24 protein-coding genes are annotated in these 21,898 nt (G+C 65.4%); 10 read left to right on the top strand and 14 right to left on the bottom strand.

Translation table 11 applies throughout. The annotated features are described in order from the left end of the window. Positions 1-26 precede the first annotated feature (26 nt). The 6 genes from phoB to OC159_RS06255 all read right to left on the bottom strand — a co-directional run bounded on the left by phoB (position 27) and on the right by OC159_RS06255 (position 5,948). Positions 27-716 carry a phosphate regulon transcriptional regulator PhoB gene (phoB, locus tag OC159_RS06280; RefSeq protein ID WP_265500305.1) on the bottom strand — a complete coding sequence of 230 codons (690 nt, stop codon included), beginning with the start codon at positions 714-716 and terminating at the stop codon, positions 27-29. Between the two features lie 3 nt (positions 717-719). Next, positions 720-1,439, bottom strand: a complete 720-nt coding sequence (phoU, locus tag OC159_RS06275) for a phosphate signaling complex protein PhoU (protein ID WP_265500304.1) — start codon at positions 1,437-1,439, stop codon at positions 720-722. Positions 1,440-1,458: 19 nt separating this feature from the next. Next, positions 1,459-2,256, bottom strand: coding sequence for a phosphate ABC transporter ATP-binding protein PstB (gene pstB / locus OC159_RS06270; RefSeq protein WP_265500303.1), 798 nt, complete (start codon positions 2,254-2,256; stop codon positions 1,459-1,461). Positions 2,257-2,280: 24 nt separating this feature from the next. Next, positions 2,281-3,639, bottom strand: coding sequence for a phosphate ABC transporter permease PstA (gene pstA, locus OC159_RS06265; protein WP_265500302.1), 1,359 nt, complete (start codon positions 3,637-3,639; stop codon positions 2,281-2,283). Continuing rightward, positions 3,636-4,841, bottom strand: a complete 1,206-nt coding sequence (pstC, locus tag OC159_RS06260; RefSeq protein WP_265500301.1) for a phosphate ABC transporter permease subunit PstC — start codon at positions 4,839-4,841, stop codon at positions 3,636-3,638. The genes pstA and pstC overlap by 4 nt, the downstream gene beginning before the upstream one ends. A 78-nt stretch (positions 4,842-4,919) precedes the next feature. Beyond that, entirely contained in the window at positions 4,920-5,948 is a 1,029-nt protein-coding gene (locus OC159_RS06255) for a substrate-binding domain-containing protein (RefSeq protein ID WP_265500300.1), read from the bottom strand. Positions 5,949-6,157: 209 nt separating this feature from the next. On the opposite strand from OC159_RS06255, the gene OC159_RS06250 reads away from it, so the two are divergent. Beyond that, positions 6,158-6,586, top strand: coding sequence for a VOC family protein (locus OC159_RS06250; RefSeq protein WP_265500299.1), 429 nt, complete (start codon positions 6,158-6,160; stop codon positions 6,584-6,586). Between the two features lie 36 nt (positions 6,587-6,622). Here the strand turns inward: OC159_RS06250 and OC159_RS06245 are convergent, their stop codons facing one another. The 3 genes from OC159_RS06245 to OC159_RS06235 form a co-directional block, all read right to left on the bottom strand. Further along, positions 6,623-7,117: a MarR family winged helix-turn-helix transcriptional regulator gene (locus OC159_RS06245; protein ID WP_265500298.1), complete on the bottom strand. Its 495-nt coding sequence runs from the start codon at positions 7,115-7,117 to the stop codon at positions 6,623-6,625. Between the two features lie 137 nt (positions 7,118-7,254). Continuing rightward, positions 7,255-7,563: an FAD assembly factor SdhE gene (locus OC159_RS06240; protein ID WP_265500297.1), complete on the bottom strand. Its 309-nt coding sequence runs from the start codon at positions 7,561-7,563 to the stop codon at positions 7,255-7,257. Further along, positions 7,556-7,900 (bottom strand): helix-turn-helix domain-containing protein, encoded by a 345-nt coding sequence (locus tag OC159_RS06235; protein WP_265500296.1) that lies wholly within the window; start codon positions 7,898-7,900, stop codon positions 7,556-7,558. The genes OC159_RS06240 and OC159_RS06235 overlap by 8 nt, the downstream gene beginning before the upstream one ends. Positions 7,901-7,976: 76 nt before the next feature. On the opposite strand from OC159_RS06235, the gene OC159_RS06230 reads away from it, so the two are divergent. Together OC159_RS06230 and OC159_RS06225 are read left to right on the top strand one after the other, a co-directional pair. Beyond that, positions 7,977-9,179: a pyridoxal phosphate-dependent aminotransferase gene (locus OC159_RS06230; protein ID WP_265500295.1), complete on the top strand. Its 1,203-nt coding sequence runs from the start codon at positions 7,977-7,979 to the stop codon at positions 9,177-9,179. A 50-nt stretch (positions 9,180-9,229) separates the two neighbouring features. After that, positions 9,230-9,616, top strand: a complete 387-nt coding sequence (locus OC159_RS06225) for a baeRF12 domain-containing protein (RefSeq protein ID WP_265500294.1) — start codon at positions 9,230-9,232, stop codon at positions 9,614-9,616. 127 nt (positions 9,617-9,743) lie between these two features. Here the strand turns inward: OC159_RS06225 and OC159_RS06220 are convergent, their stop codons facing one another. Then, positions 9,744-10,526: a 3-hydroxybutyrate dehydrogenase gene (locus OC159_RS06220; RefSeq protein ID WP_265500293.1), complete on the bottom strand. Its 783-nt coding sequence runs from the start codon at positions 10,524-10,526 to the stop codon at positions 9,744-9,746. A gap of 306 nt (positions 10,527-10,832) precedes the next feature. On the opposite strand from OC159_RS06220, the gene OC159_RS06215 reads away from it, so the two are divergent. The 3 genes from OC159_RS06215 (at position 10,833) to OC159_RS06205 (ending at position 14,185) form a co-directional block, all read left to right on the top strand. Then, the gene (locus OC159_RS06215) at positions 10,833-12,650 is read left to right on the top strand and encodes an extracellular solute-binding protein (protein ID WP_265500292.1); all 1,818 of its coding nucleotides are present in this window, start codon (positions 10,833-10,835) and stop codon (positions 12,648-12,650) included. Positions 12,651-12,780: 130 nt separating this feature from the next. After that, positions 12,781-13,113, top strand: coding sequence for a hypothetical protein (locus tag OC159_RS06210; RefSeq protein ID WP_265500291.1), 333 nt, complete (start codon positions 12,781-12,783; stop codon positions 13,111-13,113). A 184-nt stretch (positions 13,114-13,297) separates the two neighbouring features. Then, complete coding sequence (locus OC159_RS06205) at positions 13,298-14,185, top strand: cation diffusion facilitator family transporter (protein ID WP_265500290.1); 888 nt, start codon at positions 13,298-13,300, stop codon at positions 14,183-14,185. Here OC159_RS06205 and xth read toward each other — a convergent pair. Next, complete coding sequence (gene xth, locus OC159_RS06200) at positions 14,182-14,967, bottom strand: exodeoxyribonuclease III (RefSeq protein WP_265500289.1); 786 nt, start codon at positions 14,965-14,967, stop codon at positions 14,182-14,184. The two genes, OC159_RS06205 and xth, sit on opposite strands and share 4 nt — an antisense overlap. A 60-nt stretch (positions 14,968-15,027) precedes the next feature. Here xth and OC159_RS06195 point away from each other — a divergent pair, with 60 nt between their 5' ends. Next, positions 15,028-15,567, top strand: a complete 540-nt coding sequence (locus OC159_RS06195) for a hypothetical protein (protein WP_265500288.1) — start codon at positions 15,028-15,030, stop codon at positions 15,565-15,567. Here OC159_RS06195 and OC159_RS06190 read toward each other — a convergent pair. Next, complete coding sequence (locus OC159_RS06190) at positions 15,564-15,887, bottom strand: HesB/IscA family protein (RefSeq protein WP_265500287.1); 324 nt, start codon at positions 15,885-15,887, stop codon at positions 15,564-15,566. The two genes, OC159_RS06195 and OC159_RS06190, sit on opposite strands and share 4 nt — an antisense overlap. A 75-nt stretch (positions 15,888-15,962) precedes the next feature. Between OC159_RS06190 and OC159_RS06185 the strand changes: the two genes are divergently transcribed. Continuing rightward, a complete protein-coding gene (locus OC159_RS06185; RefSeq protein WP_265500286.1) occupies positions 15,963-17,120 on the top strand; it encodes a deoxyguanosinetriphosphate triphosphohydrolase in 1,158 nt (385 codons plus the stop codon). A 56-nt stretch (positions 17,121-17,176) separates the two neighbouring features. Beyond that, the gene (locus tag OC159_RS06180) at positions 17,177-17,599 is read left to right on the top strand and encodes an OsmC family protein (protein ID WP_265500285.1); all 423 of its coding nucleotides are present in this window, start codon (positions 17,177-17,179) and stop codon (positions 17,597-17,599) included. 77 nt (positions 17,600-17,676) lie between these two features. Here OC159_RS06180 and OC159_RS06175 read toward each other — a convergent pair whose 3' ends face one another. Beyond that, positions 17,677-19,272: a peptide chain release factor 3 gene (locus OC159_RS06175; RefSeq protein ID WP_265500284.1), complete on the bottom strand. Its 1,596-nt coding sequence runs from the start codon at positions 19,270-19,272 to the stop codon at positions 17,677-17,679. Between the two features lie 140 nt (positions 19,273-19,412). On the opposite strand from OC159_RS06175, the gene OC159_RS06170 reads away from it, so the two are divergent. Beyond that, a complete protein-coding gene (locus OC159_RS06170) occupies positions 19,413-20,834 on the top strand; it encodes a hypothetical protein (protein WP_265500283.1) in 1,422 nt (473 codons plus the stop codon). On the opposite strand, the gene OC159_RS06165 is transcribed toward OC159_RS06170, so the two are convergent. Continuing rightward, positions 20,835-21,845 (bottom strand): LLM class flavin-dependent oxidoreductase, encoded by a 1,011-nt coding sequence (locus OC159_RS06165; protein WP_265500282.1) that lies wholly within the window; start codon positions 21,843-21,845, stop codon positions 20,835-20,837. Positions 21,846-21,898: the final 53 nt, after the last annotated feature.

Genomic DNA, 21,898 nt, shown 5'->3' with positions numbered 1-21,898 from the left:
CCCCCCCCACGGGGGGCGCAAAAGCTTCAGCCGAGGGCATAGCCCGTGCCGCGGACCGTGCGGACCGGGTTGTCGCCCCCGTTCTGCATCAGCGCCTTGCGCAGACGGCCGACATGAACGTCGATGGTGCGGGTGTCGACATAGATGTCGCGGCCCCAGACTCGGTCCAGCAGCTGTTCGCGCGTCCAGACGCGCCCCGGCTTCTCCATCAGCGTGGACAGCAGCCGAAACTCCGTCGGTCCCAAGTGCAGGGCCAGCCCAGCGCGGAACACGCGGTGCTCGCCGGCGTCCAGAATGATGTCAGCAAAGCTCAGCCGTTCGCCCATGGTGGCGGGGCGCGTACGGCGCAGCTGCGTGCGCAGGCGCGCCATCAGTTCGACCACCGAGTACGGCTTGACGACATAGTCGTCCGCACCGGTTTCCAGGCCACGGACGCGGTCGACCTCTTCGCTGCGGGCTGACAGCATGATGATCGGGATGTTGCGGGTCGCGGGATCGGCCTTCACCTGGCGGCAGACCTCGATCCCCGAGACCTTGGGCAGCATCCAGTCAAGCACGATCAGGTCGGGCTGCTCTTCCTGCACCAGCAGAAGAGCATCCTCGCCATTGTCGGCAACGACGACGTCGAAACCCTCGGCCTCGAGGTTGTAGTTCAGGACCTCGCGCTGTGCGCCCTCATCCTCGACGACCAGGACACAGGGGGATTGTCGCGCCATCGATCAGACCTCACCAACCGACGGGATCATCGGCACGCTGCTGCTTTTCGGGCGCGCCTCGTCGGGAAGCACTCCGGTGACCAGGTAGACGACCTGCTCGGCGATCGACGTGGCGTGGTCGCCCATCCGCTCGACGTTCTTGGCGATGAAGTGCAGGTGCATGCAGGGCGTGATGTTGCGCGGGTCTTCCATCATGTGGGTCAGGAACTCGCGGAACAGCGCGTTGTACATCTGGTCGACTTCCAAGTCGCGCTGGCGCACGTCCTGCGCCAGCTCGGCGTCGCGGCGGATATAGCTGTCCAGCGAATCCTGCAGCATCTTGTTGACCGCGAGGCTCATTCGGCGCAGCGCCATGCCGGCGCCCTCGACCAGCGGCATCTGCGACAGGACCTCGGTGCGCTTGGCCATGTTCTTGGCATAGTCGCCCACACGCTCCAGCGAGGCCGAGATCTTGATGACCGCCAACACCATGCGCAGGTCGGTCGCCGTGGGCGCGCGCAAGGCGATCAGTCGGGCCGCGTCCTCGTTGATCTGGGCCTCCAGCGCGTCGATGGCGGCGTCGCGACGGCGGACCTCGTCGGCCAGATCCTCGTCCCGGGTTTCCAGCGCGGCCGAGGCGTCGGTGATGGCGGCTTCGACCATGCCGCCCATCTTGACCACCATCGCCTGGATGGTTTCCAGATCGCGGTCGAAGGCCGAAGAGATGTGCTTGTCGCGGTTCATGTCCTGTCCTTCCGATGCGTCAACCGATACGGCCCGAGATATAGGCCTCGGTCCGGCTGTCCTGTGGTTTGGTGAAGATGTCGTCGGTATCGCCGTATTCTACCAGGTTGCCCAGGTGGAAGAAGGCGGTCTTCTGGCTGACACGTGCGGCCTGCTGCATCGAGTGCGTCACGATCACGACCGAGAATTGTTCGCGCAGCTGGTCGATCAGTTCCTCGACCTGGCTGGTCGCGATCGGGTCGAGCGCGCTACAGGGTTCATCCATCAGCAGCACCTCGGGGGCGGTGGCGACGGCGCGGGCGATGCATAGCCGTTGCTGCTGGCCGCCGGAGAGGCCCGTGCCGGGTTCGTGCAGGCGGTCCTTGACCTCGTTCCACAGCGCAGCCCCGCGCAGCGCCTTTTCGACGATCCCGTCGAGATCGGCCTTGTTGCGCGACAGGCCGTGAATGCGGGGGCCGTAGGCCACGTTGTCATAGATCGACTTGGGGAACGGGTTCGGCTTCTGGAACACCATCCCCACCTTGGCGCGCAGCTGTACCGGGTCGACGCGGCGGTCGTAGACATCCTCACCGTCCAGGCGGATCTCGCCTTCGATCCGGGCGATGTCGATGGTGTCGTTCATTCGGTTGATGCAGCGCAGGAAGGTCGATTTCCCGCAGCCCGACGGACCGATGAAGGCCGTGACGGTCTTGTCGAGGATCTCGACGTTCACGTCCTTGATGGCCTGCTTTTCGCCGTAGTAGACCTGCACGTTGCGGGCCGAGATCTTGGTGTCCTGCTGACTCACGGCTGTCTCCGGTCGGGTCGTGTCATACATTGTTATAAGACCTTGTTCTGGGACTTACCAACGGCGCTCGAACTTGCGGCGCAGGTATATGGCCAGCAGGTTCATGCACAGCAGGAAGATCAGCAGGATGATGATGGCGCCCGAGGCGCGCTCGAAGAAGGCGGGGTCGGACCGCTGGGTCCAGTTGTAGACCTGCACAGGAAGGGCGGATGCGGGGTCGAACAGGCCCTGCGGCAGCGGGTCCGGATACTCGGTCACGAAGGCGACCATGCCGATCAGCAGCAGCGGCGCAGTTTCGCCAAGCGCCTGCGCCAGGCCGATGATCGTGCCGGTCAGGATGCCGGGCATCGCCAGGGGCAGCACGTGGTGGAACACCGACTGCATCTTTGATGCGCCCACGCCAAGCGCTGCGTCGCGGATCGAGGGCGGCACGGCCTTCAGCGCGGCGCGGGTCGAGATGATGATCGTGGGCAGCGTCATCAGCGTCAGCACCAGGCCGCCGACGATGGGTGCGGATTGGGGCAGGCCGGCAAAGTTGATGAAGGCTGCGAGGCCCAGAATACCGAAGACGATCGACGGGACAGCGGCAAGGTTCGAGATGTTCACCTCGATAATGTCCGTCAGGCGGTTCTTCGGAGCGAATTCCTCGAGATAGATCGACGCGGCCACGCCGATCGGCACCGCAAGGACCAGCACCACCAGCATCATGTAGAGCGAGCCGAGGATCGCGACGCCGACGCCGGCAGCTTCGGGCCGCTGGTCCGAGGCATCGGGGTTCGTCAGGAAGTTCCAGTTGAAGCGCGTCACCAGCATCCCACGCTCTTTCAGCGCGTCCGCCAGCATCAGCTGCGCGGGCGAGGTGTTGCCGTCGCGTTCGGCACTTTCCATCGTGACGCGGTTCTTGAAATAGCCGTCGATGCGACCGCCGGCCAGCACGTTGAATTCGACCGTCTGGCCGACAAGCTCTGGATCCTCCAAGACGCGGTTGCGGACTTGGGAGGAGGCTTCCCGAGAGATCAGTCCGCGGATGTCGTCCTCGACCAGGCCTTCGATCTGGATGTTCTGCGCGGAAATCGCGTCCTGCACCGCCTGGTCCAGCACGCGGCCATAGCTCAGGGTAAGGATCTGCGACATCTCTGTCGGATCACGGTTGCCTTCGGGGTCGATCAGTTCGGCGTCCAGGGTGACCGGGAGGGTCAGATAGCTTTGGCGGAAGGCGCCGGCCCCGTTGCCGATGATCGTCACCAAGAGGACCACCAGCGCAAGGACCGCGATGCCGATGGCGGTCGCACCATACGTGCGGAAGCGTTTCTCGGCAGCATTTCGGCTTTTGATGCGCGCATCCTGTGCGAGAAGGGAACCCGCTTTGTCGGTGCGCGCCGCGCCCGGCTGCGAGAGCGGAAGGTCGGTCATTCGTACTGCTCCCGGTATTTGCGCACGATGTAGAGGGCGACGATGTTCAGGGCCAGCGTGATCACGAACAGGGTCAGTCCAAGGGCAAAGGCGACCAGCGCCTCGGGGGAGTTGAAGTCGCTGTCGCCCGTCAGCTGGCTGACGATCTTGACGGTGATCGTCGTCATCGCCTCGAAAGGGTTGACGCTCATCTGGGCGGCGGCACCGGCGCCGAGGACGACGATCATCGTCTCGCCGATTGCGCGGCTGGCGGCCAGAAGGACGGCGCCGACGACGCCCGGAAGGGCTGCGGGCAGAACGACCTGGCGAACCGTTTCCGACGGAGTCGAGCCAAGGCCCAGGGCGCCGTCACGAAGGCTTTGTGGCACGGCGTTGATGATGTCGTCCGACAGGGAGCTGACGAAGGGGATCAACATGATGCCCATCACCAGGCCAGCGGTCAGCACGGACGAGCCCGAATTCCCAAGCCCCATCGGTTGCGCGAAGTAATCCCGCAGCAGCGGCCCGACCGTCATCAGCGCGAAAAGGCCATAGACGATGGTCGGGATGCCGGCGAGAAGCTCGATCAACGGCTTGGCGAAGCTGCGCACCTTGGGGCTTGCATATTCGGACATGTAGATCGCAGCGAACAGCCCGATCGGGACCGACACCAGAAGCGCGATGAACGAGATGTAGAGCGTGCCCCACAGCAGCGGCAGGATCCCCAGTTCCGATTCACCCTGGAAGCGCGGTGTCCATTCCGTCCCGAAGAAGAAGTCCTTCCAATCATAAAGCTGGAAGAAGTGCCCCGTCTCGAAGATCAGCGACAGCACGATGGCCGCGGTCGTCAGGATGGCGATCATCGAGCAGAGCATCAGGACGCCCATGACCATGCGCTCCACCGCGTTCCTGGCCTTGTACCCTGAATCGATGCGGGTCGCGCCCCAGACGAGTCCGAGGATGGCTGCTGCAAGGACGATCCAGCCCCAGATCGGCCCGGCATAAACATCCAGGGTGCCTGTCATGCGCAGTATTGTCGCGATGAACATGACGGCAAGGCCCGCGATGAATGACGTCAGTGCGACGCTGAAGCCGTGATATGTCGGACGGCTGTGAAGGCGGCGGACATCCGGACCTGCGACCGCGAAGGCGCGGCGGCGGCCAATCAGGTATCCGGCGCAGGCCAGCCCAAGGCTGACAAGCAATGCCCAGGACAACGACATGGGGGAGTTCCTTCCTGCGTGAAGGCAAAGGTGAAAGGCGTGGCCGGGGACGCACGAAGGCGTCCCCGGCCGCCAGCATCACTGCATCGTGGTGCCGCTGGCGACGGCTTCCTGCGTCGCGGCCAGTTCCGGGTCGGCAACAAGGCCATATTCGGACAGCGGGCCGTTCGGGCCGGCGATCTGGTCGGACACGAAGAAGGTCACGAATTCCTGCAGGCCGGGGATGACGCCGATATGCGCCTTCTTGACGTAGAACTGCAGCGGACGCGACACGGGGTATTCGCCCGACGCAATTGTCTCGGTCGAGGGGGTGACGCCCGACATGGTGCCGACCTTCAGCTTGTCCTGGTTGTTTTCATAGAAGGACAGGCCGAACACGCCGATTCCGTTGGGCGAGCTTTCGATGCGGGCCAGCGTCTCGGTATAGTCGCCGTCGATGTCGACCGACACGCCGTCGGTGCGGACCGCCATGCAGGCGGCTTCGGCGTCGTCTTCCGACATGCCCGAAGCGACGAAGGCTTCCATGGCGCCCGATTCCTCGCAGCCAGCCAGCAGGACCTTCTCTTCGAAGACTTCACGAGTGCCGTGCTTGGTGCCGGGGATGAAGGCCAGGATCTCCTGCTCGGGCAGCTCGGCGTTCACTTCGTTCCAGTTCTTGTTCGGGTTCGCGACGACTTCACCGTCGACGACGACCTGCGCGGCCAACGCGTTGAACCAGTCGGCGGGGGTGTAGGCGAAGTCGGGGCCCGAGGCGGCGTTGGCGAAGACGATGCCGTCATAGCCGAACTGGACTTCCATGATGTCCGTCACGCCATTGGCGGCGCAGGCCTCGATCTCGCTGTCGCGGATCTTGCGGCTGGCATTGGCGATGTCGATGGTGTTTTCACCCACGCCTTCACAGAATCGCTGCAGACCCGACGAGGAACCGCCCGATTCGACCACCGGGGTCGGGAAGTCCATGTTCTCGCCGAAGGCTTCGGCGACGATCGTCGAATAGGGCAGAACGGTCGAGGAACCGGCGATCTGGACCTGCTCGCGGGCAGCAGCCGCGCTGGCCGAAAGGGCGATGACGGACAGCGCCGTGGCGGTAAGGCCGATGGTCTTCATGTGTCTTCTCCGGAAGGATTAACGGATTGCGTGACCGCACCCCTAACGGCGACGTGTGACGGCTATGTATGATTTATATGACGCTTCCGTGACGGCGGATGACGCGGTCGCACCGGCGCGGGAAACGTGCGCGGGCGGCCGGGCGCAGCGCACTTGCGTGGCTGGCAGGTGCATGACAGGTTTCCGTCCGACACGAAACGGAGATGACAATGAACATCCGCTATCTGCACACGATGGTCCGCGTAAAGGATCTGGACAAGACGATGGCGTTCTTCCGCCTTCTGGGCCTTGAGGAGACGCGCCGGATCGACAACGACAAGGGCCGCTTCAGCCTGGTCTTCATGGCGCCCCCCGGCCAGCCGGAATGCCCGGTCGAGTTGACCTGGAACTGGGACGGCGATGACGGGCTGCCGTCGGACAGCCGCCATTTCGGACACCTGGCCTATCGCGTCGGCAACATCTACGAGATGTGCCAGCAGCTTCAGGACGCCGGCGTGACCATCAACCGGCCGCCGCGCGACGGCCACATGGCATTCGTCCGCAGCCCCGACAATATCTCGATCGAGCTGCTGCAGGAGGGGAAAGCCCTGCCCCCGCAAGAGCCTTGGGCCAGCATGGACAACACCGGCCACTGGTGAAGGAAAAGGCGCGGGCCCCGTCGCCCGCGCCTTTTGTCAGTATATGTACCGGATCTGCTCGCTCCAGAACCGCTCGATCCGCCGGCTCTGCAGGTTCACCTGGTCCAGGGGCGGGTCTTCCAGCACGCCGGACATGGCCAAGCCCTCGGCGTGGCGCATGAACAGCCGCCGCACCATCTCTCGGACCGTCTGCCCTTCGGGCGTCAGCCGCACGCGCACGGACCGCCGGTCCATGTCGCACCGCTCGTGATGGACATAGCCCATCGAAACGAGCTTCTTCAGGTTATAGCTGACATTCGACCCTTGGTACATGCCACGGGACCGCAACTCTCCGGCGGACACCTCGGCCTCGCCCAGGTTATAAAGGATCATGGCCTGGACGGGCGTCAGCTCGGCCCGGTTCAGACGCTCGAACTCGTCCTTGACCAGGTCCAGCATCAGCCGGTGCATCCGCTCCAGCAGTTGCAGGGATTCCAGATAGGCCTCGGTCATGTCCGCAACGGCCAGGTCCGTGGGCTGCGGTTCCATCATCGGACGCGTTTCGCGCGGTGCAGGGGCAAACATGGCTTCGTGATGTCCTGTCCTGTTCGTCATGACGCGAACATGGCTGACAAAAGACAATCTTCAGTTAATCGCCACCACGATTTGCCCCGGCTTTGCCGAAAACTTTAGCGATCGGTCGACGGACCGCTTTCGGCATGCCTGGCGACACGCTCTAGGATCGGCACGAGCAGCGTGGGCGCGCCGCGGTCGGCCGGTTGGTCCGTGCCGATTCGCGCGGTCACCCACAGGTAGAGGTCCTGGTCATTTTCACCCAGCATCCGCTCGTAGAGATCCAGTTCGGCGTCGCCCAGCTCGCTCAGGCAGTCGTCGGCGAACCTTCCCAGGATCAGGTCCATTTCCTTCATCCCGCGCCGCCAGCTTCGCATGTGCAGCCGCTTCAGGCGGTTCTCGGGCGTTTCCATCGTTTCAGCCATGTCCAAGGGTCTCTTCCAGCCGGTCCACGCGGGCGACGGCCTCGGCCAGCAGCCGGCGCAGGTCGCGCAGTTCCGCCCGCAGGGCCGCGCCTGCCGCCGTGTCTTGCGGTCCGGCGCCCTCGCCCGTCAACAGCCAAACGAGCGACACGCCCGTGATCGCGGCGATCCGCCCCAGAAGCGTCGCAGTCGGCTCGGCCTGGTCGACCTCCCAACCCTCCAGCGTTTCGGGGCGGAGGCCAAGTTCCTCGGCCAGGGCGGCGACCTCTAGTCCGGCCCCCTCGCGGGCGGCCGTCAGCCGATCACCCAGGGTTGCCACCGGCTCGGCGTAACTGTCCATGTCAATCCTCTGCTTGTGGCATGATGCGGCGCAGCGTAAGCCAAGCGCGCGTCCAGATCAAATCGACGAGGTTCCGATGGCATTCCTGTCCGACCGGCTCAGCCGCATCAAGCCCTCCCCGACCATCGCGATGACCACGCGGGCGGCCGAGCTGAGGGCCCAGGGGCGAGACATCATCGGCTTGTCGGCGGGTGAACCCGACTTCGACACGCCCGCACATGTTCGCGACGCGGCCAAGGCGGCGATCGACGCGGGTCACACGCGCTATACGGCCGTTGACGGAACGCCGTCGCTGAAGCGCGCCATCGCCGACAAGTTCGCGCGCGAGAACCGGCTTGACTACGCGCCGTCGCAGATCACCGTCGGGACGGGCGGCAAGCAGATCCTGTTCAACGCCCTGATGGCGACGCTGGACGCGGGCGACGAGGTGATCGTGCCCGCGCCCTACTGGGTCAGCTATCCCGACATGGTGCTGCTGGCCGGCGGCACGCCCGTGATCGCGGAATGCCCGCAGGAGCAGGGCTTCCGCCTGACGCCCGACGCGCTGGAGGCTGCAATCACGCCGCGCACCAAGTGGCTGATCATGAACTCGCCGTCCAACCCGTCGGGCGCGGGCTACGACCGGGCGCAGATGCAGGCGCTCTGCGATGTGCTGCTGCGCCACCCGCAGGTCTGGGTCCTGGCCGACGACATCTATGAGCATCTCGTCTTCGACGGCTTTGAATTCTGCACCCCCGCCGAAGTCGAGCCGCGGCTGAAGGACCGCGTCCTGACCATGAACGGCGTCAGCAAGTCCTATGCCATGACCGGCTGGCGCATCGGCTATGGGGCCGCACCCGAGGCGCTGATCAAGGCGATGGCCAAGCTGCAGTCTCAGTCGACCTCGAACCCTTGTTCGGTCAGCCAGTACGCGGCCGAGGCTGCGCTGACCGGACCGCAGGATTACATCCGCGACAGCCGCGCCGTCTTCCAGCGCCGCCGCGACCTGGTGGTGGCGGGCCTGACTGCCTGCCCCGGCCTCGACTGCCCTGTGCCGCAGGGCGCGTTCTACGTCTATCCGTCGATGGCTGGGCTGATCGGAAAGAGCAGCCGCGCCGGCACCCTGATCGACAGCGATGAGGCCTTCGCTAACGCGCTTCTGGACGAAGAAGGCGTGGCAGTGGTTTTCGGCGCCGCCTTCGGTCTCAGCCCGCATTTCAGGATCTCCTACGCCACCAGCGACAAGATCCTCGCGGACGCGATGGCGCGCATCCGCCGCTTCTGCGAGGGGTGCAACTGACGCCCACCGGGCAGCGTTGGGGGACACGAGCAGAAAAAAAGGATATCCCCATGCTGCCACAGAACACCGTGGTGGTCGTCGCGGACGGCCACGCCGCCACCATCTTCCGCAATCGGGCCAGGCACGGGATCGACCTTGCTGCCAGCGAGACCGTGACGCCGGAAAGCCTGTCTGACCCGGCGACCATCCCGCAGCTGGACGAGGTCTCGCCCACGCGCGACGAGGAGGAGGCGGGTTTCGCCGTCCGCCTGACGCGCCACCTGAACGCCATGGTGCTCAAGCACAAGATGGAGGACGTCGTCATCATCGCCGATCCCTCGACCCTGGGTGTCATGCGCAAGCACTACCACAAGGAGTTGCAGCTGCGTCTGCGCAAGGAACTGGCCAAGTCGATGACCAATTCCGACATTCCGGCCATCCAGGAAGCCCTGGCGTGACCCGGGCGGGCGCCGGCCGGCGCCCGCGCCTCAGACCAGGCTGAAGATGAAGAGCACCGCCACCACAGCGGCGGGCACGCCCAGGAACCACAGCAGGATACCCTTCATCCCCTGCCCCTTGCCAGGATCAAAGCGCCGTCCAGCCGCCGTCGACGCTGATCGTCGTGCCGGTGATCTGCGCGGCGGCGTCGCTGCAGAAGAAAACCGACGTGTCGCCCAACTGATCTGTCGTCGCGAACGCCTTGGACGGCTGACGCTCCAACAGGACCTTCTCGATCACCTCATCGCGACCCATGCCGTATTTTGCCATCGTGTCGGGGATCTGCGCCTCGACCAGCGGGGTCAGCACGTAGCCGGGGCAGATGGCGTTGCAGGTGATCGGGTCCCGCGCCGTTTCCAGGCCCGTCACCTTCGTCAGCCCGACGATGCCGTGTTTTGCGGCGACATAGGCCGACTTGTAGGGGCTGGCAGTCAGCCCGTGCGCCGAGGCTATGTTGATGACCCGGCCCCAGCCCGCATTCCGCATCATTGGCAGCGCGGCAGCCGTGGTGTGGAACGCCGAGGACAGGTTGATCGCGATGATCGCGTCCCACTTGTCGGTCGGGAAATCCGGGATGGCGGCGACGTGCTGGATTCCCGCGTTGTTGACCAGGATGTCGCAGGTACCGGCCTGTTCCACCAGCGCCCGGCATTCGGCGCCCTTGGACATGTCCGCCTTGATATAGCGGACGGCGACACCGTGCTCGGCCGCCAGCTTCTCGGCCAGGGCGTGATCCTCGTCGCGGTCGGTGAAGCTGTTCAGCACCACGTCGGCGCCTGCGCGGGCCAGACGCTCGGCCACGCCAAGACCGATGCCGGAGTTGGACCCCGTCACGATCGCGGTCTTGCCCTTCAGGAATTTCTCGAACATCGGCTGCTCCTACGGTTGCCGGCGGCCCGGGCGCGTATCGCGCGGGGGACGATTGTGCAGGCGCAGCATGGGCAAAAAAAAACGCCCGCACAAGGCGGGCGCAAGTTATGAGGCAGGTTTCATACAGGCAAGAAACCTATCGAGCAGTGCGTTATTTATACGCGACTAACCGCCCGAGTCCAACACCCATCTTCCGGGCTTGGTTGACGCAGCCTTGCCGAGCCTGTTGATATCTCGGCCAAACAAGAAACGATCAGGCGGCGGGCGATGCGAATCTTCGAAAACCTTAACAAATCGTCAACAGCGATGCTGGTCGCCGGGGTGGTGGCGCTTGGCGGTGGTGTTGCAGCAATGCCTCTGGCAACCCATGCAGAGCCCGCACATGGCATTGCAATCTATGGAGAACCTGCGCTGCCACAGGGTTTCGATCACCTCCCCTATGCCAATCCCGATGCCCCGAAAGGCGGGACGATTCGGCTGGCGGAACCGGGAGGATTCGACTCGCTCAAGCCGTGGGTGCTGAAGGGAAATGCTGCATGGGGCGTCGGCGTCCACGTGGCCGAGTCCCTTATGATGCGGTCCATCGACGAGCCGTTCACGCTCTATGGCCTTCTGGCCGAGTCGGTCGAGACCGCACCCGACCGCACTTGGGTCGAGTTCACCTTGCGCCCCCAAGCCGCCTTTTCGGACGGAAGCCCCGTCACTGTCGAAGACGTGATGTGGTCCTATGAGACGCTCGGCACGCAGGGTCATCCGCGCTATCTCTCTGCCTGGTCGAAGATCGCGTCGATGGAACAGACCGGCCCCCGCAGCGTCCGCTTCACCTTTACCGAATCCGATCGCGAACTGCCGCTGCTGATGGGCCTGCGCCCGATCCTGAAGAAGGCGCAGTGGAAGGGGAAGGATTTTTCCGAGTCGAGCCTGGAAGCGCCCATCGGCAGCGGCGCCTATGTGATCGACGAGGTGGACCCCGGCCGCTCGATCAGCTTTCGGCGCAATCCGGGCTATTGGGGGAAGGACCTGCCACTGATGGCGGGGGTGAACAACTTCGACACGATCCGCTATGACTATTTCGGCGACGCCAACGCCATGTTCGAAGCGTTCAAGGCCGGAGAGGTCAATGTCTGGCGCGAGCTGTCGGCGCAGCGGTGGGCCACGGAATACGGCTTTCCGCTGGCCGCGCGCGGCGACGTCGTCAAGGCCGAGATCCCGAACGAACGCCCGTCGGGGATTGTTGGCCTGGTGATGAACAGCCGAAACCCGATCTTCGACGATTGGCGCGTGCGGCAGGCGCTGATCGAGATGTTCAACTTCCGCTTCATCAACCAGACCTTGAACGGCGGGGCCGATCCGCGGATCACGTCCTATTTCTCGAACTCGGTCCTGGGCATGGATCACGGCCCCGCCACTGGCCGGGTCGCCGAACTGCTGGCGCCCTTCGCGGACGACCTGCCGCCCGGCACGATTGACGGCTATTCCCTGCCCGACGGCAGCGACCGCGCCATGGATCGTGCCGCCATCCGCCGTGCCCTTGCGCTGATGGAAGAGGCCGGCTGGACGATCCAGGACGGCCGCCTGAAGAACGCCCAAGGCCAGCCCTTCCAGTTCGAGATCCTGCTGAACCAGAACGGCAGCGCCATGCGCAGCGGGTCCGAGGTCCAGCAGATCGTCAACATCTACGTCGAGGCGCTGCGCCCCTTGGGCATCACCCCGCGCGTCACGACGCTGGATAGCGCGCAATACGTCCAGCGGACCAACAACTATCAGTTCGACATGACCTGGTACGAACGGGGGTTGTCGCTGTCGCCTGGGACCGAGCAGCGGCTGTATTGGGGCTCGGACGGCGTGACCACGCCAGGCAGCCGCAACTGGATGGGCATGGACAGCCCCGCAGCCGAGGCGATGATCGACGCCATGGTCGATGCAACGACGCCCGAAAAGTTCACCACCGCCGTCAAGGCGCTGGACCGCGTCCTGACCGCCGGGCGGCACGTCATCCCGGTCAGCTTCTCGCCCATATCGCGGCTGGCCCATGCCTCGGATCTGAAATACCCTGACGAATTACCAATCTACGGAGACTGGCCGGGTTTTCTTCCCGAAGTCTGGTGGCAGGAGGCGAACTGATGCGGATCTTTTGGGTTACATTCCTGGCTTGTGGCATACTGGCCGGATGCAACACCGTCGCCGGCGTCGGCGAGGACATTACGGGGACGGCGCGTTGGTTTCAGGGCGCGCTTCCCACAGGAGGTTATTGATGAAGTGGCACCACGTTCAGGAAAACTGGTCCGCCTTCTACGAGGCGATCACCGACAAGTGGCCCGAAGCTGACGAAGGGGATCTGGACGAGATCGACGGCGACCAACGCGCCTTCGTGACCTACCTGGCCGAGGTGACCGGACAGGAACCCGAGGAGATCCGCGAGGAGCTGCGCGATTGGCTGACCGGAGAGATCCCGTCGGACATCGTCATGGACCCGACGCATGACGACCACTCGCTGCGTCTGAGCGGCAAGTACGTCAACGAGGGCGAGGACGAATACAGCGATGACGCCAGCTTCGGCGACGACCGGGAAGAACCCGGCGAATGATCCGGCCGCTGGACGGGTGCCCGTGCCCCCGGCATTCGTCCGCACGACCTTGACGCGAACCTTGATGCGGGCGCACCTCGCACAGCCCGGTCCGAGTCCTTCATTTCACGGTTGAGATCAAGTCCCGCATCTGCGACATGACCGCCCCAGGCCTCGGTGCAACGGATCGAAAGGGCGGACCGGGATGTCCAGCACATCGAAGATCGCCATTGGCAGCATCCTCGTCGGTCTTGTCGTTCTGGCGCTGAAGACGCTGGCGTGGCGGGTCACTGGATCGGTTGCGCTGATGTCGGACGCGCTGGAAAGCATCGTGAACGTCGCAACCGCCATTGCGGCCCTTGCCGCGATCCGTGTTGCGCAACGGCCCGCCGATCCCGGCCACCCCTATGGTCACCACAAGGCCGAGTTCTTCAGCGCCGTGCTGGAAGGCGTCCTGATCATCTCGGCCGCGCTGCTGATCCTGAGGGAAGCCTGGTTCGCGTTCCAGTCGCCCCGGGTCATCGCGGATGTCGGCCTGGGCATGGCGATCAACATCGGTGCCGGCATCCTGAATGCCGGCTGGTGCTGGGTGCTGCTGCGGCAGGGGCAGCGATTGCGGTCGCCCGCGCTGCTGGCCGACGGTCGGCACCTGCTGTCGGACGTGGTGTCGTCGGGCGGCGTCCTCTTGGGCCTCGGTCTGGCCACCTCGACGGGATGGGCGATTCTCGATCCGCTGCTGGCCATGCTGGTCGGGGTCAACATCCTGTGGTCCGGCTGGAAGGTCATGACCACATCGCTGTCGGGGCTGATGGACGAGGCGGTCCCAGACACCACGCTTGCCGTCATCCGCGACATCATCTCGGACAAGGCCAGCGGCGCACTGGAGGCGCATGACCTGCGCACCCGCCACGCGGGCGCCGTGACCTTCATCGACTTCCACCTGGTGGTGGACGGCCAGACCACCGTCGCCGACGCCCACGACATCTGCGACCGGGTCGAGAGCAGCCTGAAGGCCCGCCTGCCCGACGCCCAGATCACCATCCACGTCGAACCCGAGCACAAGGCCAAGCACGCCGGCGTGCTGGTAATCTAGTCCGCCAAGCGCACCCAGACCGGAACGTGGTCGCTGGGTTTCTCGCCCGCGCGGGCGTCGCGGTCGATGCCGGCCTCGACCATCAGGTCCGCCGCCTGCGGGGACACCAGCAGGTGGTCGATCCGGATGCCGTTGTCGCGCTGCCACGAGTTGGCCTGATAATCCCAGAATGTGAACGGCCCGCGCGTGGCCCACGGGTCGCGGATGCGGATCGCGTCGGTCCAGCCCTGGTTCACGATGGCGCGGTACGCCCCGCGGCTTTGTAGCAGGAACAGCGCATCGTCCACCCATGCCTCGGGCCGGGCGGCGTCGCGCGGTTCGGGGATGATGTTGAAGTCGCCCAGCATGACGACCGGCATCTCTGACTCCAGCAGCTGGGCGCCGCGCTGGCGCAGACGCTCCATCCAGGCCAGCTTGTAGTCGTATTTCGGCCCCGGTGCCGGATTGCCGTTGGGCAGGTACAGCCCCGCGATGCGTACGGCCTGCGTGCCGACCACGGTCGCCTCGATATAGCGGGCCTGTTCGTCGCTGTCGTCGCCGGGCAGGCCGCGGGTCACATCCTCGAGCGGCAGCTTCGACAGGATGGCAACGCCGTTGAAGCCCTTCTGACCATGCGTCTCGACCGACCAGCCCAGGTCCTGGAAGTGCTCGCGGGGGAACCCCTCGTCCACCGACTTGATTTCCTGAAGGACGACCACGTCCGCATCCGTCGCCGACAGCCAGTCGGTCAGCGCCTGGATCCGCGCCTTGACGCCGTTGATGTTGAAGCTTGCGATTTTCATGCGGCGCATCTTTAGCCGAGGTCGGGCGTTTGGCAACCGCAACCGTTCGAAAGGCCGACCATGCTGCGCGCGCTGATCCTTGCCCTGCTGCTGCCGACGCTGGCCTTGGCCGCACCCCGCCCCGTGACCGGCCTGCTGGAAAAGGGCAGCACCCTGCCCGCGACGATCCCGCTGCAGGTCCGCGCGCCCGGCGACCGCGATCATGCCGTGATCCTGCGGGACAGCGATGGCGCGCCGGTGATCAGCGGCTATCTGCGTGGCGGAGAGGTTCTGCGGCTGCTGGTCCCGCCGGGGCGGCATCGTCTTCTGATCGCTTCGGGGCGATCCGACGACTGGCAGGGCCCGGACCGGCTGTTCGGCGACGGCACGCAAACGCTGGACCTGCCGCTGTTTTTCCGAATCGACGGCAACCGGCGCATCGGTGAATCCATCGTGCTGACCGAACGCAATGGCGGCCTGCGGATCACGGACCGCGAGAGTCGCACGATCTGCCAGATCGCCGACTGGAGCGTGGAGCGCCGGACCGAGATCGCCCCCGGCGGAACGCCGCTGCGCTGGCTGGACCCGCAGCTGGACACCCGCAGCAGGCCCTGCGATTAGATCGAGAAGGACGTCCCGCAGCCGCAGCTGCTGGTCGCGTTCGGGTTCTCGATCACGAAGCGGGCGCCGATCAGCTCGTTGGTGAAGTCGATCACCGCCCCGGCCAGATAGGGCAGCGAGACTGGATCGACGACCACCGCCTGCCCTTCGCCCTCGATCACCAGATCGTCGCCTTCGGGCGTGTCGAGGCGGATGTCGTACTGGAACCCCGAACAGCCGCCGCCCGCCACGGCCACACGCAAGGGCACGGGGTCCTTGCCTTCGTTGATCTGGGCCAAGCGCTGAAACGCGCGTTCGGTGACTTTCGGCGGCAGGTTCATGGGGCGTTCCCGTTTTCGTCCGTAGGCTTCAAATATAGGCTCGGTGCCGACGTCCCGCAAGGAAGGCCCAGCCACGTGACCGCCATCTATGCCTGCCAGCCCCAAGACAGCCGTGGGCGCCTTCATGACGAAAGCCTGTCGACCTTTCGATCGCCCTGGCAGCGGGACCGCGACCGGATCATCCATTCCAGCGCCTTCCGGCGGCTGAAGCACAAGACGCAGGTCTTCGTCGAACATGACGGCGACGCCTATCGCGGCGACTATTTCCGCACGCGCCTGACCCACACGATCGAGGTGGCGCAGGTTGCCCGCACCATCGCCGGCACGCTTGGCCTGAACACCGACCTGGCCGAGACGGTCGCCCTGGCACATGACCTCGGGCACCCGCCCTTCGGCCATACCGGCGAGGATGCCTTGGCCGTGCTGATGGCCCCCTATGGCGGGTTCGACCACAACGCGCAGGCCCTGCGCATCGTGACCCGGCTGGAGCGTCACTATGCTGATTTCGACGGGTTGAACCTGACTTGGGAAAGCCTCGAAGGCATCGCCAAGCATAACGGTCCCATCTCTGGCGACCTGCCCTATGCGCTGGCCGAGGTGAACGCCGCATGGGACCTGGAACTGCACACCAATGCCAGCGCCGAGGCGCAGGTGGCGGCGGTGGCCGACGACGTCGCCTATAACCACCACGACCTGCATGACGGACTGCGGGCCGAACTGTTCACCGAGGCAGAGCTGTCCGAGCTGCCCGTCATCGGCCCCGCCTTTGCCGAGGTGGATCGCCTCTATCCCGGCCTCGACCCCACCCGCCGCCGCTACGAGGCGCTGCGCCGCGTCTTCGGCGTCATGGTCGAGGATGTGATCGCTGTCGCGCAGAACCGCCTTGCCGGCCTGCAACCGCAGTCTGCCGACGACATCCGGATGATGGACGGGCCGATCATCCGATTTTCCAAGCCGCTCTACCAGAACATCAAGGCGATCAAGTCCTTCCTGTTCCAGCGCATGTACCGCGCCCCATCCGTCGTTGTGGAACGGACGCGGGTCACGCAGATGTTGAACGACCTGTTCCCGCTGTTCCTCAACGATCCGACCCGCCTGCCGCCGCACTGGCGCGACCAGGCCATGACGCTGCCCGACGAAATCGGCCGGGCGCGGCTGGTGCTGGATTACGTCGCCGGCATGACGGATCGTTATGCGATTGCGGAACATCAGCGATTGATCGGGACCGTCTGAAACCTGCGGGCTTGGTTCGCGTTGTGGCGGCGACGCAATCAGGAAAGGACTGCACCATGATCACCCGCAGTGGATCGGCGAAGTGGGACGGCGGCCTCAAGCAGGGCAAGGGCCAGGTTTCAACCAAGTCGGGCGCGCTCGACGCCCTGCCCTATGGCTTCCAGACCCGGTTCGAGGATCAGCCCGGCACCAACCCGGAAGAGCTTGTCGGCGCCGCCCACGCCTCGTGCTTCTCGATGGCGCTGGCCATGATGCTGGAGCAGGAGGGCATCTCGGGCGTCTCGATCGAGACGACCTCCGAGATCTCGTTGGACAAGGAGGGCGAAGGCTTTGCCGTCAAGAAGGCGCACCTTATCACGAAGATCACCGCCGATGCCGACGAGGCCAAGGTTAAGGAAGTCGCCGAGAAGGCCAAGGCCGGCTGTCCCATCAGCAAGCTGCTGAACGCCGAGATCACGATGGATGCCCAGGTCGCCTGACCGCCCGTCATCCCCGGCGCGAACGACAAGGGCGGCCGTCACGGCCGCCCTCTCTCATTTCCGTCGCCGGCGGACGCCTAGACCATCATCTCCTTGGTGGCCGTCAGCTTGAGGTCCGGGTGATCGCGGCCGATCCGGTCGATGTCCCATTGTAGGCGGGTCAGATAGACCAGGTCGCCGTCATGGTCATGGGCCAGGTGGCCCTTGTTCGCCTCGGCAAAGGCCGACACCTTGTCCTTCGGCCCCGAAACCCAGCGGGCGCTGGTGAACTGGCTATTTTCGAAGCGGACCGGGATGCCGTATTCCAGCTCGATCCGGCTGGCCAGGACCTCGAACTGCAAGGCGCCGACGACGCCGACAATGAAGCCCGAGCCGATCACCGGCTTGAAGACCTTGGCCGCGCCTTCCTCGGCAAACTGCATCAGCGCCTTTTCCAGGTGCTTGGCCTTCATCGGGTCCGTCGCGCGCACCGATTGCAGCAGTTCCGGTGCGAAGCTGGGGATGCCCGTGAACCGCAGCGCCTCGCCTTCGGTCAGCGCATCGCCGATGCGCAATTGGCCGTGGTTCGGGATGCCGATGATGTCGCCGGCCCAGGCCTCCTCGGCCAGTTCGCGGTCGGCGGCCAGGAACAGGACCGGGTTCGACACAGCCATCGGCTTCTTCGACCGGACATGGACCATCTTCATGCCGCGCTCGAAATGGCCCGATGCCAGCCGAACAAAGGCCACGCGGTCGCGGTGCTTGGGGTCCATGTTCGCCTGCACCTTGAAGACGAAGCCGGTCACGGTGTTTTCGTCCGGCGCGATCTCGCGTTCGGCGCTGTTCTGGGGCTGCGGCGGCGGGCCATAGGTGCTGATGCCCTGCATCAGTTCCTGCACGCCGAAGCTGTTGATCGCGCTGCCGAACCAGATGGGCGTCATGTGCCCTTCCAGGAACGACCGCTGATCGAACGTGGGCAGCAGTTCGCGGGCCATCTCGACCTCTTCGCGCAGCTTGGCCAGCAGGTCGGCCGGCACGTGTTCCGCCAGCCGCGGGTCATCCAGCCCCTTCATCGAGATCGACTGCGCGACCTTGTTGCGGTCGGCCCGATCCATCAGCTCCAGCCGGTCGCCCAGCATGTCGTAGCAGCCGATGAACTCGCGCCCCACTCCGATGGGCCAGGAAGCCGGGGCCACGTCGATGGCCAGGTTCTCCTGGATCTCGTCGATGATCTCGAACGTGTCGCGGGACTCGCGGTCCATCTTGTTGCAGAAGGTCAGGATCGGCAGGTCGCGCAACCGGCAGACCTCGAACAGCTTGCGGGTCTGCGATTCGACGCCCTTTGCGCCGTCGATCACCATGATCGCGGCGTCCACCGCCGTCAGGGTCCGATAGGTGTCTTCCGAAAAGTCGCTGTGACCCGGCGTGTCCACCAGGTTGAAGCGAAATCCATCAAAGTCGAACGACATTGCGGATGCCGAGACCGAAATGCCGCGGTCCTGCTCCATCTTCATGAAGTCCGACCGCGTGCGCCGCGCCTCTCCCTTTGCCCGCACCTGGCCGGCCATCTGGATGGCGCCGCCATAGAGCAGGAATTTCTCGGTCAGCGTGGTCTTGCCGGCGTCCGGATGCGAGATGATCGCGAAGGTCCGGCGGCGGGCGATTTCGGGCGGAAGGTCGGGGCGGTTGCTCATGCGCCGGGCTTTACCGTGCCTGCGGCGTCGGCGCAATTGCCGCGTTGGCCCGGTGATCGCATCGAATTGTCGGGAAGCTTTCCTTGATCGACGCGTGCGGTGCCGGTTTGCATCGGCCAGATGATCTGACGGAGTGGCGAATGGATGGAACGCTGAACCAGTTGATGCGCCTGCTTGCGAACCGCGGCACCGAATGGCTGCGGCAAAGGATCATGGAATTGCCAACGGTGTGTCTGGTCGACCATCCTGACGTCGGCCTTCTGGCCAAGGCGGGGCGTACGGCGCCGGTGCTGACGGGCCTGCGCGGCCGCATCTCTCCGCTGGAGGTGATCGTCCAGCGGCGCCTGTCACCACAGCTCGTCCGCGCGGGTGCGGCACGGGTGGTGGCCGGCGACCGCAGCGAGGCGATGGTCGACCTCGTGCTGGCGGGCTCGCTGGTGGCGCAGATCGACCCGATGTGGCAACTGGCTTGCGAAGAGCTTGCCGAGGACGAGGACCTGCCTCTGGCCTGCCGACTGGCCCTGTCGGACGCGCCTGATCTGCTGCATCAGGCCGAGGCGCTGCTGACCGCCCCGCCGACGCCGCGAAACTGCGACAGCGCGCATGTCATTGCCGTCACGGACCTGGTGATGCAGCTTTATCACCACGGGGCACGGCGGCCGCCGCTTTCTGGCGCGCGCGCCTTTTCAGCGATCTTCGACCATCTGTCTGCCTTGGCCGAGCGGTCGCGAAAAGGAAACTGCGTCCAGTCGCAGGCCCGGCTGGCGCTGTGCCTGCGCCTTCTGGATCCCGGCCACGACGTGTCGGACATGCTGTCCGACATGATCCAGGTACAGCGGCCGGACGGTTCCTTTCCGCAGGGGTTCGGCTTTTCGACGGCGGATCAACCGTTCGCCAAGGCTGCGCTGCCCACGTTGACGGCGATTTCGGCGCTGCATATCGCGGTCTATCGCCGCTGGCGCGGGGCACGTCCGGTATGGCTGTCGCCGCGGCCAATGCGGCTGGCGCTTCGCGAAGGGGCCGAGGCGGTGTCGCGGGTCGCCACCGGCGCAGTGTCGGCCGAGGCTGCGGTGCTTCTGACCTGCGCCACGGGCGAAAACTGGCTGCGGCGCCTGGCCCCGCCCCGCCCCCTGTCGGTCGATTTGCCCCGCCTCGCGCAGCTTTGTTTCGGTGACGCGATCGCGGCACGGCACCTGCGGCAGTGGCTAGCCCTTCCCCAAAGCAGCTTGCCCCGTGCGACGACAACGGCCCAACTGGATGACCGTTGGCTGTGCGGCCGGTCCGTAATCCTGATGCCCGCCCCCGAGGCCCTGCTGACGCTGTGGAACCGTGCGGCGCTGGCGGGCGACGACACAAGCTTCCTGAACCTGGCCCGCCAAGCCAGCTATCTTCACCACATCACGCCGACACGGCCGATCATGGCCATGACACGGCGCCTCGCAGCGGAATCGCTGCTGGGCTGCCACGCTGACAGCCTTTCAGAGGCGCTCTCGCATTTGGAGCGTCTTCTGATGCTTGCGCGGCTGTCGCCCCAGAGCGAGCAAGCAGCCGCGGCCGCCTGATCAGGCCGCGTGACGCAGTCGCAGCGTGCTTGCGGCCTTGGACGCAAGCTCGAAGCTGCGCAGTCGCGCCTGGTGATCGTGGATCTGGCCGGTCAGGATCAGCTCGTCCGGGCGGTAGGTGTCGACGATGCTGGCAAGCTGCTCGCGGACCTGAGCCTCGTTACCGACGGCGCTGACCCTCAGCGCGCGGTCGACGGCCTGCCGCATCGGCGCGCCGATCTCGGCATCGATGTCGCGGATCGGGCGCGGCAACTTTCCGGGCATCCCGGTGCGCAGCCGCGCGAAGGCAAGCTGCATCGTCGTCCGCAGATATGCGGCCTCGTCCGCATCGTCGGCGGCGAAGACGTTCGCGGCCACGATCACGTACGGCTTGTCGTTCCACGGGGACGGCCTGAACCGGTCGCGATAGATCTGCAGCGCCTGCTCCAGATCGTCGGGCGCGAAGTGGCTGGCAAAGGCATAGGGCAGCCCCAGATGCGCCGCCAGCTGCGCGCCGAAAAGGCTGCTGCCCAGGATCCAGACGGGCACATTGGTGCCCTCGCCCGGCAAGGCCCTGACGGCGGCGCCGGGGCGTTCGGGCCCCAGATAGTCCAGAAGTTCGACGACGTCCTGCGGAAAGCTGTCCGCCATCGGGTCGCGGCGCAGGGCACGGATAACGGCGCCGTCGCCCCCCGGAGCCCGGCCCAGCCCCAAGTCGATCCGTCCAGGGAAGGCCGTCGCCAGCGTTCCAAATGCCTCGGCCACGGTCAGCGGCGCGTGGTTCGGCAGCATGATGCCGCCCGCGCCGACTCGGATCGTGCTGGTCGCCTGCGCCACAAGACCGATCAACACCGCGGTGGCGGCGCTGGCGATGCCGGGCATGTTGTGATGTTCGGCCAGCCAGAAGCGATTATAGCCCCATCGCTCGGCATGCTGGGCCAGGTCGATGGTGTTGCGGATCGCATCCTGCGCAGTCTGCCCTTCGGGGACGGGCGACAGGTCGAGGATCGAGAACGGGAGTGTCTGTGTCATGATCTGCAAATAGGGCGGCCGCAGCGCTTTGCAAGCCGCCCCCCTTGCAGTTC

Source organism: Paracoccus beibuensis, from assembly GCF_026162625.1.
Taxonomy (GTDB): Bacteria; Pseudomonadota; Alphaproteobacteria; order Rhodobacterales; family Rhodobacteraceae; genus Paracoccus; species Paracoccus beibuensis.
The sequence above is the reverse complement of the archived record's forward strand: the minus strand, read 5'-3'. Positions and strand labels throughout refer to the sequence as shown.

What these genes read in the sequence shown, in the direction of transcription:
- OC159_RS06195 (WP_265500288.1), top strand. Translation starts at nt 15,028, where the DNA reads ATGCTGCGCGCGCTGATCCTTGCCCTGCTGCTGCCGACGCTGGCCTTG.
- OC159_RS06235 (WP_265500296.1), bottom strand. Translation starts at nt 7,900, where the DNA reads ATGGACAGTTACGCCGAGCCGGTGGCAACCCTGGGTGATCGGCTGACG.
- phoB (WP_265500305.1), bottom strand. Translation starts at nt 716, where the DNA reads ATGGCGCGACAATCCCCCTGTGTCCTGGTCGTCGAGGATGAGGGCGCA.
- OC159_RS06165 (WP_265500282.1), bottom strand. Translation starts at nt 21,845, where the DNA reads ATGACACAGACACTCCCGTTCTCGATCCTCGACCTGTCGCCCGTCCCC.
- pstC (WP_265500301.1), bottom strand. Translation starts at nt 4,841, where the DNA reads ATGTCGTTGTCCTGGGCATTGCTTGTCAGCCTTGGGCTGGCCTGCGCC.
- pstB (WP_265500303.1), bottom strand. Translation starts at nt 2,256, where the DNA reads ATGTATGACACGACCCGACCGGAGACAGCCGTGAGTCAGCAGGACACC.
- xth (WP_265500289.1), bottom strand. Translation starts at nt 14,967, where the DNA reads ATGAAAATCGCAAGCTTCAACATCAACGGCGTCAAGGCGCGGATCCAG.
- OC159_RS06250 (WP_265500299.1), top strand. Translation starts at nt 6,158, where the DNA reads ATGAACATCCGCTATCTGCACACGATGGTCCGCGTAAAGGATCTGGAC.
- OC159_RS06170 (WP_265500283.1), top strand. Translation starts at nt 19,413, where the DNA reads ATGGATGGAACGCTGAACCAGTTGATGCGCCTGCTTGCGAACCGCGGC.
- OC159_RS06215 (WP_265500292.1), top strand. Translation starts at nt 10,833, where the DNA reads ATGCTGGTCGCCGGGGTGGTGGCGCTTGGCGGTGGTGTTGCAGCAATG.
- OC159_RS06220 (WP_265500293.1), bottom strand. Translation starts at nt 10,526, where the DNA reads ATGTTCGAGAAATTCCTGAAGGGCAAGACCGCGATCGTGACGGGGTCC.
- OC159_RS06240 (WP_265500297.1), bottom strand. Translation starts at nt 7,563, where the DNA reads ATGGCTGAAACGATGGAAACGCCCGAGAACCGCCTGAAGCGGCTGCAC.
- phoU (WP_265500304.1), bottom strand. Translation starts at nt 1,439, where the DNA reads ATGAACCGCGACAAGCACATCTCTTCGGCCTTCGACCGCGATCTGGAA.
- OC159_RS06190 (WP_265500287.1), bottom strand. Translation starts at nt 15,887, where the DNA reads ATGAACCTGCCGCCGAAAGTCACCGAACGCGCGTTTCAGCGCTTGGCC.
- OC159_RS06175 (WP_265500284.1), bottom strand. Translation starts at nt 19,272, where the DNA reads ATGAGCAACCGCCCCGACCTTCCGCCCGAAATCGCCCGCCGCCGGACC.
- OC159_RS06210 (WP_265500291.1), top strand. Translation starts at nt 12,781, where the DNA reads ATGAAGTGGCACCACGTTCAGGAAAACTGGTCCGCCTTCTACGAGGCG.
- OC159_RS06245 (WP_265500298.1), bottom strand. Translation starts at nt 7,117, where the DNA reads ATGATGGAACCGCAGCCCACGGACCTGGCCGTTGCGGACATGACCGAG.
- OC159_RS06180 (WP_265500285.1), top strand. Translation starts at nt 17,177, where the DNA reads ATGATCACCCGCAGTGGATCGGCGAAGTGGGACGGCGGCCTCAAGCAG.
- OC159_RS06255 (WP_265500300.1), bottom strand. Translation starts at nt 5,948, where the DNA reads ATGAAGACCATCGGCCTTACCGCCACGGCGCTGTCCGTCATCGCCCTT.
- OC159_RS06230 (WP_265500295.1), top strand. Translation starts at nt 7,977, where the DNA reads ATGGCATTCCTGTCCGACCGGCTCAGCCGCATCAAGCCCTCCCCGACC.
- OC159_RS06205 (WP_265500290.1), top strand. Translation starts at nt 13,298, where the DNA reads ATGTCCAGCACATCGAAGATCGCCATTGGCAGCATCCTCGTCGGTCTT.
- OC159_RS06225 (WP_265500294.1), top strand. Translation starts at nt 9,230, where the DNA reads ATGCTGCCACAGAACACCGTGGTGGTCGTCGCGGACGGCCACGCCGCC.
- pstA (WP_265500302.1), bottom strand. Translation starts at nt 3,639, where the DNA reads ATGACCGACCTTCCGCTCTCGCAGCCGGGCGCGGCGCGCACCGACAAA.